Origin of the sequence: Streptomyces sp. NPDC087440 (assembly GCF_044744005.1) — a bacterium.
Taxonomy (GTDB): domain Bacteria; phylum Actinomycetota; class Actinomycetes; order Streptomycetales; family Streptomycetaceae; genus Streptomyces.
Genome location: NZ_JBIUXN010000003.1, coordinates 489,892 through 506,439 on the forward strand (window position 1 = coordinate 489,892; position 16,548 = coordinate 506,439).

Consider the following 16,548-nt stretch of genomic DNA (forward strand, 5'->3'; position numbering starts at 1 on the left):
ACCCGCGCGCTGTATCTGCATCCGGCAATTCTGACGCCCCTCACCCGTACGGCCTACCAGCGACACGGTACGGAAAGGGATCTGTCGCACCTTCCCGCGGGCGACCGACAGCACAGTGGCCCGGCACCGTGACGCTCGGTGCCGGACCACTGTGGTGTACGCCTCCAGGAAGCCCCGGAGGCTGTCATACGCGCTGCCACAAGGCGGGCACGTTCGGGGGCTCCCACCCCGACTGCGCCTGGTGCCCCTGGAGGCAGCGGTACGTGGCTCCGCCGTACGTCACCTGTGCACCGGTGGCGTAGACGGTGCCCGCGGCCCAGGTCCCACCGGGCTCACCCGGGCCCGGGCCGGGACCTGGACCGGGGTCCGTGGTGGTCTTGAGGGTCAGACCGTACCCCTGGAGCAGGGGGTTGATCGGCTGGTAGAAGGTGGTGCCGCCGCTGCTGCAGTTGCCGGAGCCGCCGGAGGTGACGCCCTGCGCCTGACTGCCGGAGATGAAGGAGCCGCCGGAGTCACCGGGTTCCGCACACACTGTCGTACGCGTGACACCACTGATGGTGCCTTCGGGGTACGTCACGCTGGTGTTGTGCTGCTGGATGGTGCCGCAGTGCCACCCGGTGGTGGAACCGGACCGGCAGACGGAGGCGCCGACGGCGGCCTGCGTGGAGCCCGCGACCTGCACGCTGCTGCCCGCCACGTTCGGCGTCGCGGTCCAGTTGGCGTTGGTGGCGACCCACGCGGTGTCGCGCCCGGGGAAGGTGGAGGCCTGGAAGGAGCCCTGGGCGGCCTGGTTGTAGCCGGTGGTGGTGGTTCCGGCCTGGCCGCAGTGGCCCGCCGTGGCGAAGCCCTGTTGCGTACCCCTGGTGATGGCGAAGCCGACGGAGCAGCGTCCGCTGCCGTTCATGTAGTACGCGTCGCCGCCGCGTATGTCGTACAGCGGACGCGGCTGTTGCGCGGACTTCTCGATCCGTACGGCGGACGCGTCCACACCCGCTGCGGTCACCAGTGCCTGCGCGTCGCCCTGTCGTACCGCCTGAAGCGTGACCTTGTTCGCCCTGACGTCGACGAAACGTACGGGTACGGCGATCGCGGTCTTCCCGACAGCGGCCTTGTCGATCTTCGCAAGGGTGGCATCGAGCTGCTTCAGGGTGTGCGGTACGACGAGGGCACGAGCCCCTTGGGCCCGGATGCCGGGGACGTCGGCGGCGTCGGTGGTCGCGACGGTCAGCGTCCCGGAGTCGGCACCCTGCACCCAGGCGCCGGCGAAGTCCCGGCCGAGCGCGTTCTGCAGGCGGCCCGCGACGGCACCGGCCTCGGCCTCGTTGACGAGCCGCGCCGTGGCCTGCCCCGCGGTGACACCGAGGTCGCGCTGCATGGCGCGAAGCAGTTCGGGGGACGCCTTCCCGACGCCCAGGGTGTCCGCCGCCGAGGCGGGAGCGGCGTTCGCGGAACCCGGCAGTCCGGCCAGCACGAGCGCACCGACCGCGGCGAAGGCGGCACAGGCCGCCTTGGCGTGTCTGTGGAGCATGGGGGATCTCCTCGGTCTCGGGTGGGTACGGAGACCATAGGACTAGACAACTTCGCTGCGGGAGCTGCCAGTTGCCCCCTCGGTCGGTGTTATGGGGCGGGAATGCGCCACGTGTTCAAGCCCTCGTACCCCCGCAGGCCCTCGCACCCCCACAGGCACCGCAAGTGCGCCCGCGGGGACGCACAGCGGCCGCCGGCAGCCCCTGCTCCCGGAGCTTCGCGTGCCGCCCGCCTTCCCGACCGCCCCTCGACGGGCCCACCCCCCTCGCGACGGGCGCGAGGGGGTGGTGGGGTACCTGGGGTACCAACTGCCGTACTGCCGAGGCTCGGGGAATCAGACGGACACGGGGGTGCCGAGCATCGCGGAAGCCTGCTGGAAGGTCTGGAGCGGGCCGAGAGGGCCTGCGGGCATCGGCGCGGGCACCGTGCGGCAGGTGAAGCCGAGTTGGGCCATGGCCCGGAGGACCTCGGCGGCGCTGAAGTCCCGGCGGTCCTGGCGGGTGACGACCTGGCCGACCTGCTTGGCCGGGTAGTGACGGCGGCCGATGATCACGGACTCGCCGGCGCACGGCTCGGGCTTGACGCCCTTCATGGACTCCAGCACGCCGTTCTTGGTGAGCTCGAAGGGGAAGCGGGCGATGACGCAGCGCATGAGACCTCACAGGGAGAGGGACGAGAGCGGTCCCGCCGGGGGCGGCGGCCCGTAATCCTGATGACGGTGTTGCTAGGCCGCCGCCCCCGAGGCGGGAACGGTCCGGCTCCCCGGTGTGCGCCGCGTCGTCGACGAGGGCCTGCGGCGGCCCCGCGTGGAGGGGCCGCGCCGGGGCCGTTCGGCCTCCGGGGCGGTGATGACGACCGGGATGCCGGACGGCGCCTGGGCCCCGGTGATCCGGTTCAGCGCCTCGTCGCCCGAGCGCACCTGGGTGGTCTGCGGCCGGATCCCGGCGTCCGCCATGAGGCGGTCCATGCCGCGCCGCTGGCCGGGCGTGACGAGGGTGACGACACGGCCGGACTCTCCGGCGCGGGCGGTGCGGCCGCCGCGGTGGAGGTAGTCCTTGTGGTCGGTCGGCGGGTCGACGTTGACGACGAGGTCGAGGTTGTCGACGTGGATGCCGCGTGCCGCGACGTTGGTCGCCACCAGCACGCTGACGTGCCCGGTCTTGAACTGGGCGAGGGTGCGGGTGCGTTGCGGCTGCGACTTGCCGCCGTGCAGGGCGGCCGCCCTCACCCCGTTGTCGAGCAGGGTCTGGGTGAGTCGGTCGACGGCGTGCTTGGTGTCCAAGAACATGATCACGCGCCCGTCGCGGGCCGCGATCCGCGTCGTGGCGGCGTGCTTGTCGGCACCGTGGACGTGCAGCACGTGGTGCTCCATCGTCGTGACCGCCCCGGCCGACGGGTCGACCGAGTGCACGACGGGGTCGGTGAGGTAACGGCGCACCAGCAGGTCGACATTGCGGTCCAGCGTGGCGGAGAACAGCATCCGCTGCCCCTCCGGGCGCACCTGGTCGAGCAGGGCGGTGACCTGCGGCATGAAGCCCATGTCGGCCATCTGGTCGGCCTCGTCCAGCACGCAGACGCCCACCTGGTTCAGCCGGCAGTCGCCCCGGTCGATGAGGTCCTTGAGCCGCCCGGGGGTCGCGACGACGATCTCGACGCCGCCGCGCAGCGCTCCGGCCTGCTTGCCGATCGACATGCCGCCCACCACCGTGGCCAGCCGCAGCTTCAGGGAACGGGCGTACGGAGCGAGCGCGTCGGTGACCTGCTGCGCGAGTTCCCGCGTCGGTACGAGGACCAGCCCCAGCGGCTGGCGGGGCTCGGCCCGCTGTCCGACGGTACGGGCGAGCAGCGCGAGCCCGAAGGCGAGGGTCTTGCCGGAGCCGGTGCGCCCGCGGCCCAGGACGTCCCGGCCGGCCAGGGAGTTCGGCAGCGTCGCCCCCTGGATCGGGAACGGCACCGTCACCCCCTGCCTGCCGAGCTCCGCCAGCAACTGCTCGGGCATGTCGAGCGCGGCGAAGGTCTCGACGGCGGGCAGCGCGGGAGTGATCGTCTCCGGGAGCGCGAACTCCCCCTGCACCGCGGCGGGCCGACGCCCGTATCCCCCGGAACGAACCGGTCCCCCGGAACGGCGCGGCGGCTGCGCGCCGAAGCGGTTGCCGCCGCTGCGCCCGGTGTCACCACCGCTCCGCCCGGCAGCAGCGAATCGGTCGTTCGTACGGCCACGACTCATACGTGTGCGGTTCATGCGGAACCCTCCTTGATGCGGCGCATATCAAGGAATTCCCGCAGTCGATTACCGCGCCGGGAATTACGAGTATGGACCGTTGAAAAAGCGAATCCGGCCGGTCGAAATTCACACGGCCACGGACACTGAAAACACGGGACGCCAAGGGAACGGAATCCCGAACCCGAGCACCTCGCGGAAATTGATCCGGAATACGCATGCAGCTGGGGCCCGCACCCCGAAGGATGCGGGCCCCAGCTGCGAAAAACGTGTCAGCGTCAGGCGGGAACGATGTTCTCGGCCGTCGGGCCCTTCTGGCCCTGCGCGATGTCGAAGGTGACCTTCTGGCCCTCCTGCAGCTCGCGGAAACCCTGGGCGGCAATGTTCGAGTAGTGGGCGAAGACGTCGGGGCCGCCGCCGTCCTGCTCGATGAAGCCGAAGCCCTTTTCCGCGTTGAACCACTTCACGGTACCAGCAGCCATGTCAATCTCCTTTGGGGCAGTACAACGGAACCCGCACTGTGCGGATTCCGTGTCGCCGCGATGATGCCCCACCCGGAAATGACCGGAAATACACAAGCACGCGCACCGGCCGAAACCAGTTGGCGGAAACTTGACGTTTTGGGAACCACAACTGCAACTGAAAATGACAGTAGCACGGCGCGACACCCGACGGAGGATCGAAAAAATCTTCCCGCGATTTCCGGTGGAAATCCTGCCCGCGCGATTCGCCAAACTCTCACGCGGCCGGAACAGATATGAGCGGGCGGAGGCTGATGATACGAATGCCGTCAGCACGGGCAGCGGGTCCGGCCGGACCGTACGCCTGCCACCGCCAGAGCAGGCGCCTGCTCAGCGCCTGCTCTACCTATGCGCGGCACGACCAGGTGTCCACTAGGGCAATTCACACCTGCGACGGGGCCTCGACTCCGACCAAGACGACCCGGCAAACAACGACGACACTCGGACACCCGCCAACCAGGACCAGAGCCGCGGTGTCGCTCGATGGGTACGGAGCGGCACCACGGCGATGGCTGCGCGTGCGGCCTGGCGGGTCGAGCCACGGAAGCCCTCGGCAGCTACGCCCCGGCACCCAAGTTCATGATCACACCACGATTTCTCCAGAAACCCAGCCCGCCGTGAAAGGCGTCGATCACGGCGTCGGGTGCCTGTGAGGTGAGCGCGCCCCCGAAGCCCGGGGCGTGCGGAGGCGCGGGACTCTTCGACACCCCGGACGAACAGCAGGCAGGCAACTACTGCCCCGCAGAACCGCCCCGACCTGTCGCCGCTTCGCGGACACAAGAGGCCGAAAGTCCCGCCCCATTCGGGACCTTCGCAGGAAACCAGTCACACATTCCCTACATACGCTTTGCCCGTCCTTTGACATCCCTTTACCGACATCGGCATGTTCATGCTGGCTACGAAATAAGGCCCATGACGGAATTCATTCCGCCCAGACCTGTCCGTACGTTCCACCACCGAGGCCGCATCGCCCTCGGACTGGCCGGCGCCCTCCCCCTGGAGGCAGACTGTCGCGGGGCTCGCCTCCGCACCCCGACCGGAGGGAAAGCCCACCCCGAAGCAGGAAACCGCGGCGGCAGGATGCAGCAGCGCAAGGGCGGCCGTACGGATCCGTCCCGTTGGTTCCAGAACAAGATCGGCCCGAAGCGCTTCGACAGCTTCACCTGGGCGGGTGCCAACAACCTGCGCGACCACCTCAAGGCCCACCGGAGCGGCCGGGAGATCTCCCGGTACGACGTCCGTCCGGGTAAGCGCTCATGAGGCTCGCGCGGCGCGGCGGAGGCTGGCTGGTCGGCGGGGGCACCGTGGCGGCGCTGCTGGTCGCCTGGGTCCTGGCGTTCTCGGTGTTCGACGTCTTCGACACGGACAGGACTCCGTCCCGGTTCACGGACGGCACCGGGGACCTGGATCTCTCTGTCACCGGCCGCCCCTCGCCCGGAACGCTGTCCACCGCCGAGCACGTCATCGCCCGGCTGAAGGCACGGGACGCGGACGGGCTGGCAGCCCTGGCCCTGCCCGGTGACGGGACGAAGGCCGACGCCGAACGATGGGTGAAGAAGTGGGGGAAGGCTGCCCAGCAGCCGGTGACCCTCGAATTCCTCGAAGGCGGGGCCAAGCAGTACGTGGTCACAGCCCGGTTCCGCGGGGTGGCCGAAGAGCTGGACCTGATCCTGGAGTGGGACACGGAGGTGCACGAGGACACCTACGGAATCCTCCTCCTGAAGGTGGACTAGCCGCACGCCGGCACCTCAATGCACGCGGGCCGCACGGGAGTTCTCCCCTCCCGTGCGGCCCGCGCCGCCGTACTCCTCACCACCGTGAGCGCGGGCAAGTGTCCTCACCTCCGCCGCGGCGGTCGCGGACGAGTCACTGCCCGGCCCCAACAGCCCGCAGGCGCAGCCACGCGGCAACGGCATGAAGAACCTCCCCATCCACCCGCGCGGCCACGGACCCGCCGACAAGGGGGGATGCCCAGGCCGCTCCGCCGGCGGTCGGTGAACACCCCGGCGTCCCCGCCACCGCGCTCGATGGCAGAACTTCGCACTGATGCGCGACACGGACAAGGGCCGCTGTGACGGCGACACCGAATACGACCGGGCCATCGGCCCCATGCAGTTCATTGCCTCGACCTGGGCCCAGTGGAAGGCCGCGCCTGGTGCACATGATGCACATCGGGTAAAACCGCAGGTCAGTCGTCCTTCTTCACCGGCTCCAGGATCGCCACGCACTCCACGTGATGCGTCATCGGGAAGAGGTCGAAGACGCGCAGCGTGCGGACCTTGTAGCCGCCCTCGGCGAAGTAGGCCAGGTCGCGGGCCAGGGCCGCCGGGTCGCAGGCGACGTAGGCGATGCGGCGGGCGCCCAGGGTGGAGAGGTGCTTCACGGTCTGCTTGCCCGCGCCCGCGCGGGGCGGGTCCAGGACGATCAGGTCGGTCTCGGTGATGCCCGTGCGCGGGAGGACGGATTCGACCTTGCCCTGTTCGATGCGGACGTTGGGCATGGAGGCGAGGTTGTGGCGGGCGTCCTCCACCGCGCGCTTGCCGGACTCGATGCCCAGGACCGCGCCCTGGTCGCCGACGCGTTCGGCGACGGAGCCCGCGAAGAGGCCGACGCCGCAGTAGAGGTCGAGGGCGGTTTCGCCCTTGCGGGGCATCAGGCCCTGCATGACCGCGCGCATCAGGGTGTCGGCGGCCTGCGGGTGGATCTGCCAGAAGCCGCCCATGCCGACGCGGTAGGTGCGGCCGTCGGCGCGCTCGCGGACGAAGGCGCGGCCGTGGACCTTGTGGACGCTGCCGTCCTTCTCGTGGACGCGCAGGACGGAGGTCGGCCTGTCGAGTTCGACGAGCGGGAGGCGGCCGCCGGGGGTCGGGGTGAGGATGACCTGGCGGTCGCTGGAGCCGGTGGCGGCGATGGCTTCGACGGAGGCCATGCCGGGCCACTCGCGCTTCTCGATGCCGAGTTCGGAGACGCCGGGGGACGCGATCATGCAGTGGTCGACGGGCTGGATGTCGTGGGAGCGGTGCTTGCGCAGGCCGACGGTTCCCTCGGCGTCGATCGCGTACTGGACGCGCGTGCGCCACTGCGGGACCTCGCCGGCCGGGAGCTTGTCGCCCTCGGCGGGCATGACGGTGCCGTCCCAGCCCGCGTCCTCGGGGGTGAGGCCCGCGAGGCGCAGCAGCTGCTCCGCGACGACGTCGCCCTTGAGGCGGCGCTGGGCGCCGGGCTTGGCGTGCTGCCAGTCGCAGCCGCCGCACTTGCCGGGGCCGGAGAAGGGGCAGGGGGCCTCGATGCGGTCCTTGGAGGGGTCCAGGATCGTCACCGCGTCGGCGCGCAGGAAGCGGGCACCCACTTCGCCGTCGGTGACGCGGGCGATCACCTTCTCGCCGGGGAGGGTGTGGCGTACGAAGAGGACCTGGCCCTCGGAGGTGCGGGCGATGCAGTGGCCGCCGTGGGCGACCGGGCCGACCTCGACCTCGTACTCGGTACCGACGAGGGAGGCACGGGGAGCGTCGGCCGGAGCGTTGGTCGGGGCGTTCGTCGGAGCGTCGGCCGGGGCGTTGGTCGGGCCGTTGGTGCCCTTTGATGCCTTGGATTCGGACTGCATGGTGGGGTGGCTCCAGGGGATCAAAGGGGTGGGACGGGTCCGGAAGACAAAACGGCCGGACAACAGCCCACCAGTCTACGTGGGTGTCGTCCGGCCGCACGACCAAGGCAAGCCTCAGTGGGTCAGGGCCTCAGCTCTTGGAGGACTCTCTCGGCCGCCGGTCCACCGGGCCCCGCCGCACCGCTCCCGGTGCGTTCCAGTCGGCCCGCTTCTTGGCGCGCTTCTTGGCCGCCTCGGAGGATTCGAGCTGGTAGGGGACGGAGGTCACCATCACGCCGGGGGTGAAGAGCAGGCGGCCCTTCAGGCGCAGGGCGGACTGGTTGTGGAGCAGGTGCTCGTACCAGTGGCCGACGACGTACTCCGGGATGTAGATGGAGACCACGTCGCGCGGGCTCTCGCGGCGCAGGCCCTTCACGTACTCGATGATCGGGCGGGTGATCTCGCGGTACGGGGAGTCGAGGATCTTGAGGGGGACGTTGATGCCGCGGCGTTCCCACTCGTCGCGCAGGGCCTTGGTCTCGGCGGGGTCCACGCTGATGGAGAGGGCCTCCAGGCGGTCGCTGCGCATCAGCTTGGCGTAGGCCAGGGCGCGGAGCGTGGGCTTGTGGACCTTGGAGACCAGGACGATGGAGTGGACGCGGGAGGGGCGCAGGCTGTCGTCGGAGGGGCCCTCGGCGGCGGCGATCTCCTCCGCGACCCGGTCGTAGTGCTTGCGGATCGCGGTCATCGTTCCGTAGAAGATCACCATGCCCAGGAGGGCCACCCAGGCGCCGTGGGTGAACTTGGTGGCGAGGACGACGACCAGGACCAGGCCGGTGAAGGACGCGCCGAAGGCGTTGATCGCGCGGGAGCGGATCATGCGGCGGCGCTCGGCGGGCTTGCGCTCGGTCTTCAGGTGCCGGTTCCAGTGCCGGACCATGCCGATCTGGCTCAGCGTGAAGGACACGAAGACGCCGACGATGTAGAGCTGGATCAGCTTGGTGGAGTCGGCCCCGTAGAGGACGACCAGCAGGATCGCGGCGCCCGCGAGGAGCACGATGCCGTTGGAGAACGCGAGGCGGTCGCCCCGGGTGTGCAGCTGGCGGGGCAGCCAGCGGTCCTGGGCGAGGATCGAGCCGAGGAGCGGGAAGCCGTTGTACGCCGTGTTGGCGGCCAGGAAGAGGACCAGCGCGGTGGCGGCGGCCAGCAGGATGAAGAAGAAGGTGCCCTCGCCGAAGACGGCGGCGGCGACCTGGGAGATCACCGGGTTCTGGACGTAGGAGTCGCCGACCGGGACGCCGTCGCGGACCAGGTCGTGGGCCGGGTTCTCGGCCATGCGCACGCCGGTGTTCATGGCGAGCGCGATGATGCCGCAGAACATGACGACGGCCAGGCCGCCCATCAGGGCGAGCGTGGTGGCGGCGTTCTTCGACTTCGGCTTGCGGAAGGCGGGGACGCCGTTGGAGATCGCCTCGACGCCGGTGAGGGCGGCGCAGCCGGAGGAGAAGGCGCGGAGCAGCAGGAACACGAGCGCGAAGCCGGCCAGGCCCGGGTGTTCGGGCTTGATCTGGAGGTCGGCGGTGGGGGCGGACATGTCGTCGCCGGTGAGGGCGCGGTAGGCGCCCCAGGCCAGCATGATGAAGACGCCGACCACGAAGACGTAGGTGGGGATCGCGAAGAGCTTCCCGGATTCCTTCATGCCGCGCAGGTTGAGCACGGTCAGCAGGACGATGACCGCGACCGCGCAGAGCACCTTGTGCTCGACGACGAACGGGATGGCCGAGCCCAGGTTCTCGATGCCCGAGGAGATCGACACCGCGACGGTCAGGACGTAGTCGACCAGCAGGGCGCTGGCGACGGTGAGACCGGCCTTGGGACCGAGGTTGGTGTTGGCGACCTCGTAGTCGCCGCCGCCGCTCGGGTACGCGTGGACGTTCTGCCGGTAGGAGGCGACGACCGTGAACATCAGGACGACGACCGCGAGTGCGATCCACGGGCTGAAGTGGTACGCCGAGACACCCGCGATGGAGAGCACGAGCAGGACTTCGCCGGGCGCGTAGGCCACGGAGGAGAGGGGGTCTGAGGCGAAGACGGGAAGTGCGATGCGCTTGGGGAGGAGCGTTTCTCCCAGCTTGTCGCTGCGCAGGGCCCGGCCGATCAGGATCCGTTTGGGCACGTCGGTCAGTTTGGACACGTCGAGGATCGTAAGCGGTCGAACGGGCGTGGCCCACCCGCCCCCGCCGGGCTCCACGGATTCTCCGAAAGCTCCTTTGCCGGCCCTTGAACTTCTTCGACCGGCCTCTGACCGGGGGTCCCCGCGGCACACCGCGCGTGTGTAGCTTTGGCGGCGGTCTGCGACTCTTGTGAGCCGGACGAAAAACACACGAAACAATTGATGGACTCTTAACGGGCGGAAGGACGGACGTGCACGTCGTCATCATGGGCTGCGGGCGAGTGGGAGCCGCTCTCGCGCAGACTCTGGAGCAGCAGGGGCACACGGTCGCCGTGATCGACCAGGACCCCACGGCCTTCCGCCGTCTGGGTTCCGGGTTCGGCGGCCGCAGGGTCACCGGGGTCGGTTTCGACCAGGACACCCTCCGCGAGGCGGGCATCGAGGACGCCGGTGCGTTCGCCGCCGTCAGCAGCGGCGACAACTCGAACATCATCGCGGCCCGGGTGGCCCGCGAGATGTTCGGCATCGAGAACGTCGCGGCGCGCATCTACGACCCGCGCCGGGCGGAGGTCTACCAGCGCCTGGGCATCCCCACGGTCGCCACGGTCCGCTGGACCGCCGACCAGATGCTGCGGCGGCTGCTGCCCTCGGGCGCGGAGCCGCTGTGGCGGGACCCGAGCGGCGGTGTGCAGCTCGCGGAGGTGCACACCTCGCCGGCCTGGATCGGGCACAAGATCAGCAAGTTGCAGGAGGAGACCGGCGTGCGTGTCGCGTTCCTCACCCGACTGGGCGAAGCGGTGCTGCCGACCTCCCAGACGGTGCTGCAGGAGGGCGACCTCGTGCACGTGATGATGCGCACGGACGAGATCGAGAAGGTCGAGGCGGCCTGCTCGCTCGGCCCCGAGGAAGGTCACTGATGAGGGTCGCGATTGCCGGGGCCGGTGCGGTGGGGCGTTCCATCGCGGGCGAGCTGCTGGAGAACGGGCACGAGGTGCTCCTGATCGACAAGGCGCCGACCGCCATCTCGGTGGAGCGGGTGCCGATGGCGGAGTGGCTGCTGGCCGACGCCTGTGAGATCACCTCGCTGGACGAGGCGGCGCTCCAGCGCTGCAACGTCGTGATCGCCGCGACCGGCGACGACAAGGTCAACCTGGTCGTCTCCCTGCTCGCCAAGACCGAGTACGGGGTGCCGCGCGTGGTGGCCCGGGTGAACAACCCCAAGAACGAGTGGCTGTTCAACGAGTCCTGGGGTGTCGATGTCGCCGTGTCCACGCCGCGTCTGATGTCGGCGCTGGTCGAGGAGGCGGTGAGCGTCGGCGATCTCGTCCGCCTCATGCGCTTCAGCCACGGCGACGCCAACCTGGTCGAGCTGACGCTGCCGCCGGAGTCGGCGATCGCGGGCACGCAGATCTCCGAGGTGGAGTGGCCGATCGACACCTCGCTGGTGACGATCATCCGTGGCACGCGGGTGCTCACGCCGACGCCGGAGGAGACGCTGGAGCCGGGCGACGAGCTTTTGTTCGTGGCGGCCCAGGCGCGCGAGGAGCAGTTGGAGGACCTGCTGTCGGTGCGCCGGGAGGATGCGCCGAAGGGCTGAGGTCCGGTCGTACGGGAGGTTCTTCCGGTACGTGAAAGGGGGCGCCCCGCACTGATCAGTGCGGGGCGCCCCCTTCGCGCGGTGGTCCTCGGGCCCCTTCACGCGGTGGTCCTCGGGCCCCTTCACGCGGTGGTCCTCGGGCCCCTTCACGCGGTGGTCCTCGGGCCCCTTCACGCGGTGGTGCTCGGGCCCCTTCGCGCGGTGGTGCTCAGGCCTCGCGGCGCTGGGCCGCGGCGGCGGCCTTGCGGGCCTCCTCGGCCTTCTCCTCCGCCTCCATCTCGGCGAACACGTCGATGGGCGCGGGAGCCTTCGCCAGGAAGACCCAGGTCAGCCAGACCGCCAGCAGGAACGGCGGGATCTTGAGCGCGATGGCCACCCAGCCGAACTTGGTGGTGTCGGCCCACCAGTACAGCGGGAAGAGGATCGCGCACTTGGTGAGCAGGATCAGGCCCCAGGCGTAACTGGACTTCGTGTACGCCTTCTTGCGGCCGGGGTTGCGGGTGCGCCAGGAGAGGTTCTCCTTGAACACCGGGCCCAGCATCACGCCGATCAGCGGGAAGCCCACGGCCGCCGAGATCAGGTACGCGAGCGAGAGGCCCAGCGTGTAGAGCATGCCGGGCAGCATGAAGTCCTTGGCGTTGCCCGTGATCAGCGCGAAGGCGATGCCGAAGGCGACCCCGAAGACGCCGCTGAAGGCGTGCTTCACGGTGTCCTTGCGGATCAGCCGGACGGCGACCAGCAGCAGCGACACCGCGGCGGCCGCGATCGCCGAGACCTGGAGATTCTTGTTGATCGTGAAGATGGTCACGAAGAGCAGGCCCGGCAGGACCGTCTCCACCATGCCGCGCACGCCGCCGAAGGCGTCGAAGAGGGCCGCCTCGGTGACGGCCTTGTCCGCGGCGTTCTGCGGGGGCGCGTCCTCGGGGACCACGTACGGCTGTGCGGGGTCGGCGGGATGGTGGGGTGTGGTCGGCTTGTCGAAAGACGTCACCGGCTACTCCTGTCCGAGCGGTCGGAGTTCGTATTTGGGGTTGAAGAGCACCCGGCGGCCGTGGCTCATGGAGATCCGGCCGGAGGCGATGAGCTTGCGGCCGGGCTCTATGCCCACGATGGAGCGGCGGCCCAGCCAGACGACGTCCAGGGGCGCGGTGCCGTCGAACAGCTCGGCCTCCAGGGCGGGCACACCGGCGCGCGGGCGCAGGGTGACCGTGCGCAACGTACCGGTCACCTTGACGATCTGGCGGTCGTCGCAGGCCGATATGGGGGTGCAGCCGACGGCGTGGGTGTCCTCCTGGAGCTCCGTGCAGTGCAGGTCCTCCTGGGAGCTGGACAGTCGGTCGAGCATCCTGCGGAACCGCCCGGTCGGCTTCTCGGGGCGAGGTACGGCACTCATACCGGAAGCGTACCGGGGAGTGGACCGGTGGGGTCACCCGCCGTAGTCACGATCTTCCGCGACCGGCCCCGGGAGGGATCACCGCTCGAAGCGGTACCCCATCCCCGGCTCCGTGATGCTGTGTCCCCCGGGGGCAACCCCCGGACCCCCGGCCGCGTGCCTACCGCTCGAAGCGGTACCCCATCCCCGGCTCCGTGATGAAGTGCCGAGGGTGTGCCGGGTCCGCCTCCAGCTTGCGGCGGAGCTGGGCCATGTAGACCCGCAGGTAGTTGGTCTCGGTGCCGTACGAGGGGCCCCAGACCTCCTGGAGGAGCTGCTTCTGGCTGACCAGGCGGCCGGTGTTGCGCACCAGCACCTCCAGCAGGTGCCACTCGGTGGGGGTGAGGCGTACGTCGCGGCCCTCCCGGTGCACCTTCTTCGCGGCGAGGTCGACGGCGAAGCCCTCGGTCTCGATGAGTACGTCGCCCTCCTCGGCGGTGCCGACGGGTTCCGCCCTGCGGACGGCGGCGCGCAGGCGGGCCAGGAGTTCGTCCATGCCGAAGGGCTTGGTGACGTAGTCGTCGGCGCCCGCGTCGAGCGCCTCGACCTTCTCGTCGGAGGTGTGCCGGGCGGAGAGCACCAGGATCGGCACCCGGGTCCAGCCGCGCAGGCCCTTGATGACCTCGACGCCGTCCATGTCGGGCAGGCCGAGGTCGAGCACCACCACGTCGGGGTGGCGGGCGGCGGCCAGCTGGAGGGCGGTGGCGCCGTCGGGGGCGGCGTCCACCTCGTACTTGCGCGCCTTCAGGTTGATCACGAGCGCGCGGACGATCTGCGGCTCGTCGTCGACCACGAGCACCCGGGTCATGGGGGTCTTCCTCACTGCTGTCGGGGCATTCGAAGAGTTCGTGCGTACGGTCATGACAGGACCTGCGCCGGGAAGTCGGGCTGGACCGGGGCCTGGCCGGGGGCGACCTTGAGGGTGAGCACCATGGTCATGCCGCCGCCGGGGGTGTCCTCGGCGGTGAGGGTGCCGCCCATGGCCTCCACGAAGCCCCGGGCGACCGCGAGGCCGAGGCCGACTCCGGCGCCGCGGGGGGCGTCCCCGTACCGCTGGAAGGGTTCGAAGATGCGGCCCTTGCTGTCGTCGGGGACGCCGGGGCCGCGGTCGGTGACGCGGACCTCGACGCGGTCGCCGAGCGCACTGGCGGCCACCGCGACGGGGATGCCCGGCGGGCTGTATTTGACGGCGTTCTCCACGATGTTCGCGGCGGCCCGCTCCAGGAGGCCGCGGTCGACGTCGACCATGGGGAGGGTTTCGGGGATGTCGAGCTGCACGCTGTCGTCGGGGACGCCGACGAGCGCCATGGGGATGACCTCGTCCAGGTCGGTGACCCGGATGAGGGGGGTGACGGTGCCGGTCTGGAGGCGGGACATGTCCAGGAGGTTGCCGACGAGGTGGTCGAGGCGGTCGGCGCCCTCCTCGATACCGGCGAGGAGTTCCGCCTCGTCGGCCTCGGACCAGGAGACGTCGTCGCTGCGCAGGGAGGTGACGGCGGCCTTGATGGAGGCGAGCGGGGTGCGCAGGTCGTGGCTGACGGCGGCGAGCAGCGCGGTGCGTATCCGGTTGCCCTCGGCGAGGCGGCGGGCCTCCTCGGCCTCGCCGACCAGGCGCTGGCGGTCCAGTACGACGGCGGCCTGGGCGGCGAACGCGGCCAGCACGCGGCGGTCCTCGGCGGGCAGCGGGCGGCCGGACAGGGCGAGCGCCATGTGGTCGCCGACGGGCATGTCGACGTCGGCGTCCTCGGGTCGTTCGGCCGGGTTGGGGCCGAGGCTGCCCGCGCAGGTCCACGGCTCGACGTCGTTGGCCCGCTCCAGCAGGGCCACGGACTCCATGGAGAAGGTCTCGCGGACCCGTTCCAGGAGGGCGTCGAGGGTGGTCTCGCCGCGCAGGACGCTGCCCGCGAGGAAGGACAGGATCTCGGACTCGGCGCGCAGCCTGGCGGCCTGGTGGGTGCGGCGGGCGGCGAGGTCCACGACGGAGGCCACCGAGACGCCGACCGCGAAGAAGATCGCGATGGCGACGATGTTCTTCGGGTCGTCGATGGTGAGGGTGCGGGTGGGCGGGGTGAAGAAGTAGTTGAGCAGCAGCGAGCCCGCGGCGGCGGCGGCCAGGGCGGGCAGCAGCCCGCCGAGGAGGGCGGCGACGACGGTGAGGAAGAGGTAGAGCAGGACGTCGTTGGCGAGACCGGGGCCGTTGTTGATGCTGGTCAGCAGCAGGGTCATCAGGACCGGGCCGAGGACGCCGACCAGCCAGCCCGCGAGGATGCGGGTGGCGCCGAGCCGGGCGCCCCGGGCGACGGGCAGTCCGCGCCCCTTGGCGACCTCCTCGTGGGTGACGATGTGGACGTCGAGGTCGGGGCCGGAGTCGCGGGCGACGGTCTGGCCGACGCCGGGGCCCAGGATGTACTGCCAGGTCTTGCGGCGGCTGGAGCCCAGCACGATCTGGGTGGCGTTGACGCCCCGGGCGAACTCCAGCAGGGAGCTGGGTACGTCGTCCCCTATGACGTGGTGGAAGCTGCCGCCCAGGTCCTCGACCAGGGTGCGCTGGACGGCCAGCTCCTTGGGGGAGGCGGCGGTGAGGCCGTCGCTGCGGGCGACGTAGACGGCGAGGATCTCGCTGCCGGAGCCCTTGGCGGCCATGCGCGAGGCGCGGCGTATGAGGGTGCGGCCCTCGGGGCCGCCGGTGAGGCCGATGACGATGCGTTCGCGGGCCTGCCAGGTGGAGCGGATGTTGTGCTCGCCCCGGTACTGCTGGAGGTACTCGTCGACCCGGTCGGCGACCCACAGCAGGGCCAGCTCGCGCAGGGCGGTGAGGTTGCCGGGGCGGAAGTAGTTGGAGAGGGAGGCGTCGATCTTGTCGGGCTGGTAGATGTTGCCGTGCGCCATGCGGCGGCGCAGCGCCTGGGGCGACATGTCGACCAGTTCGATCTGGTCGGCCCTGCGGACCACCTCGTCGGGGACGGTCTCGCGCTGGCGCACGCCGGTTATCGACTCGACCACGTCGCCCAGCGATTCCAGGTGCTGGATGTTGACCGTGGAGATGACGTCGATGCCCGCCTGGAGGAGGGCTTCGACGTCCTGCCAGCGCTTGGCGTGGCGGGAGCCGGGGACGTTGGTGTGGGGCAGTTCGTCGACGAGGGCGACGGCGGGGGCCCGCTCCAGGACGGCGTCGACGTCCATCTCGGTGAAGGTGGCGCCCCGGTATTCGAGGGTGCGCCGGGGCACCTCTTCGAGGCCGTGCAGCATGACCTCGGTGCGCGGGCGGCCGTGGTGCTCCACGAAGGCGACGACGCAGTCGGTGCCGCGCTCCACCCGTCGGTGGGCCTCGGAGAGCATGGCGTAGGTCTTGCCGACGCCCGGTGCCGCACCGAGGTAGATCCGGAGTGTCCCGCGTCCCATGGCCCCATTGTCTTTCGAAAGCAGCAGCGTGCACTGCTGTCGACCTTAAGGCCAGCGAAGGGGACGTTTCGGACAGGGTGCAGGCGGGAGGG

Annotated in this window: 14 protein-coding genes; 4 read left to right on the forward strand and 10 right to left on the reverse strand. The window is 70.4% G+C overall.

Annotated elements, in window-relative coordinates:
* Positions 1 to 184: 184 nt before the first annotated feature.
* The 4 genes from ACIO3O_RS10350 to ACIO3O_RS10365 all read right to left on the reverse strand — a co-directional run bounded on the left by ACIO3O_RS10350 (position 185) and on the right by ACIO3O_RS10365 (position 4,230).
* On the reverse strand, positions 185 to 1,528 hold the full coding sequence (locus ACIO3O_RS10350) for a carbohydrate-binding protein (RefSeq protein ID WP_401744255.1): 1,344 nt from the start codon (positions 1,526 to 1,528) through the stop codon (positions 185 to 187).
* A gap of 333 nt (positions 1,529 to 1,861) precedes the next feature.
* Entirely contained in the window at positions 1,862 to 2,179 is a 318-nt protein-coding gene (locus tag ACIO3O_RS10355) for an SCO5918 family protein (RefSeq protein WP_401744256.1), read from the reverse strand.
* 72 nt (positions 2,180 to 2,251) lie between these two features.
* Positions 2,252 to 3,754 carry a DEAD/DEAH box helicase gene (locus ACIO3O_RS10360; protein ID WP_401744490.1) on the reverse strand — a complete coding sequence of 501 codons (1,503 nt, stop codon included), beginning with the start codon at positions 3,752 to 3,754 and terminating at the stop codon, positions 2,252 to 2,254.
* Positions 3,755 to 4,026: 272 nt separating this feature from the next.
* Positions 4,027 to 4,230, reverse strand: coding sequence for a cold-shock protein (locus ACIO3O_RS10365; protein WP_020133169.1), 204 nt, complete (start codon positions 4,228 to 4,230; stop codon positions 4,027 to 4,029).
* 1,119 nt (positions 4,231 to 5,349) lie between these two features.
* Between ACIO3O_RS10365 and ACIO3O_RS10370 the strand changes: the two genes are divergently transcribed.
* A complete protein-coding gene (locus ACIO3O_RS10370; RefSeq protein ID WP_401744258.1) occupies positions 5,350 to 5,529 on the forward strand; it encodes a hypothetical protein in 180 nt (59 codons plus the stop codon).
* Positions 5,526 to 6,002: a hypothetical protein gene (locus tag ACIO3O_RS10375; protein WP_401744259.1), complete on the forward strand. Its 477-nt coding sequence runs from the start codon at positions 5,526 to 5,528 to the stop codon at positions 6,000 to 6,002. The genes ACIO3O_RS10370 and ACIO3O_RS10375 overlap by 4 nt, the downstream gene beginning before the upstream one ends.
* 455 nt (positions 6,003 to 6,457) lie before the next feature.
* Here the strand turns inward: ACIO3O_RS10375 and ACIO3O_RS10380 are convergent, their stop codons facing one another.
* Positions 6,458 to 7,873: a TRAM domain-containing protein gene (locus ACIO3O_RS10380; protein ID WP_401744260.1), complete on the reverse strand. Its 1,416-nt coding sequence runs from the start codon at positions 7,871 to 7,873 to the stop codon at positions 6,458 to 6,460.
* A gap of 130 nt (positions 7,874 to 8,003) precedes the next feature.
* Positions 8,004 to 10,046 (reverse strand): APC family permease, encoded by a 2,043-nt coding sequence (locus tag ACIO3O_RS10385; protein ID WP_401744262.1) that lies wholly within the window; start codon positions 10,044 to 10,046, stop codon positions 8,004 to 8,006.
* 230 nt (positions 10,047 to 10,276) lie between these two features.
* Between ACIO3O_RS10385 and ACIO3O_RS10390 the strand changes: the two genes are divergently transcribed.
* Positions 10,277 to 10,942 carry a TrkA family potassium uptake protein gene (locus ACIO3O_RS10390; protein WP_189823155.1) on the forward strand — a complete coding sequence of 222 codons (666 nt, stop codon included), beginning with the start codon at positions 10,277 to 10,279 and terminating at the stop codon, positions 10,940 to 10,942.
* Positions 10,942 to 11,622 carry a TrkA family potassium uptake protein gene (locus tag ACIO3O_RS10395; protein WP_189823156.1) on the forward strand — a complete coding sequence of 227 codons (681 nt, stop codon included), beginning with the start codon at positions 10,942 to 10,944 and terminating at the stop codon, positions 11,620 to 11,622. Before ACIO3O_RS10390 ends, ACIO3O_RS10395 begins: the two co-directional genes overlap by 1 nt.
* Before the next feature lie 208 nt (positions 11,623 to 11,830).
* On the opposite strand, the gene ACIO3O_RS10400 is transcribed toward ACIO3O_RS10395, so the two are convergent.
* From ACIO3O_RS10400 to ACIO3O_RS10415, 4 genes are all read right to left on the reverse strand, one after another.
* On the reverse strand, positions 11,831 to 12,553 hold the full coding sequence (locus ACIO3O_RS10400; RefSeq protein ID WP_401744492.1) for a DUF3159 domain-containing protein: 723 nt from the start codon (positions 12,551 to 12,553) through the stop codon (positions 11,831 to 11,833).
* 63 nt (positions 12,554 to 12,616) lie between these two features.
* Positions 12,617 to 13,015 carry an OB-fold nucleic acid binding domain-containing protein gene (locus tag ACIO3O_RS10405; RefSeq protein ID WP_189823158.1) on the reverse strand — a complete coding sequence of 133 codons (399 nt, stop codon included), beginning with the start codon at positions 13,013 to 13,015 and terminating at the stop codon, positions 12,617 to 12,619.
* Between the two features lie 160 nt (positions 13,016 to 13,175).
* Entirely contained in the window at positions 13,176 to 13,862 is a 687-nt protein-coding gene (locus tag ACIO3O_RS10410; RefSeq protein WP_401744264.1) for a response regulator, read from the reverse strand.
* 50 nt (positions 13,863 to 13,912) lie between these two features.
* On the reverse strand, positions 13,913 to 16,456 hold the full coding sequence (locus tag ACIO3O_RS10415) for a DUF4118 domain-containing protein (protein WP_401744265.1): 2,544 nt from the start codon (positions 16,454 to 16,456) through the stop codon (positions 13,913 to 13,915).
* Positions 16,457 to 16,548 lie beyond the last annotated feature (92 nt).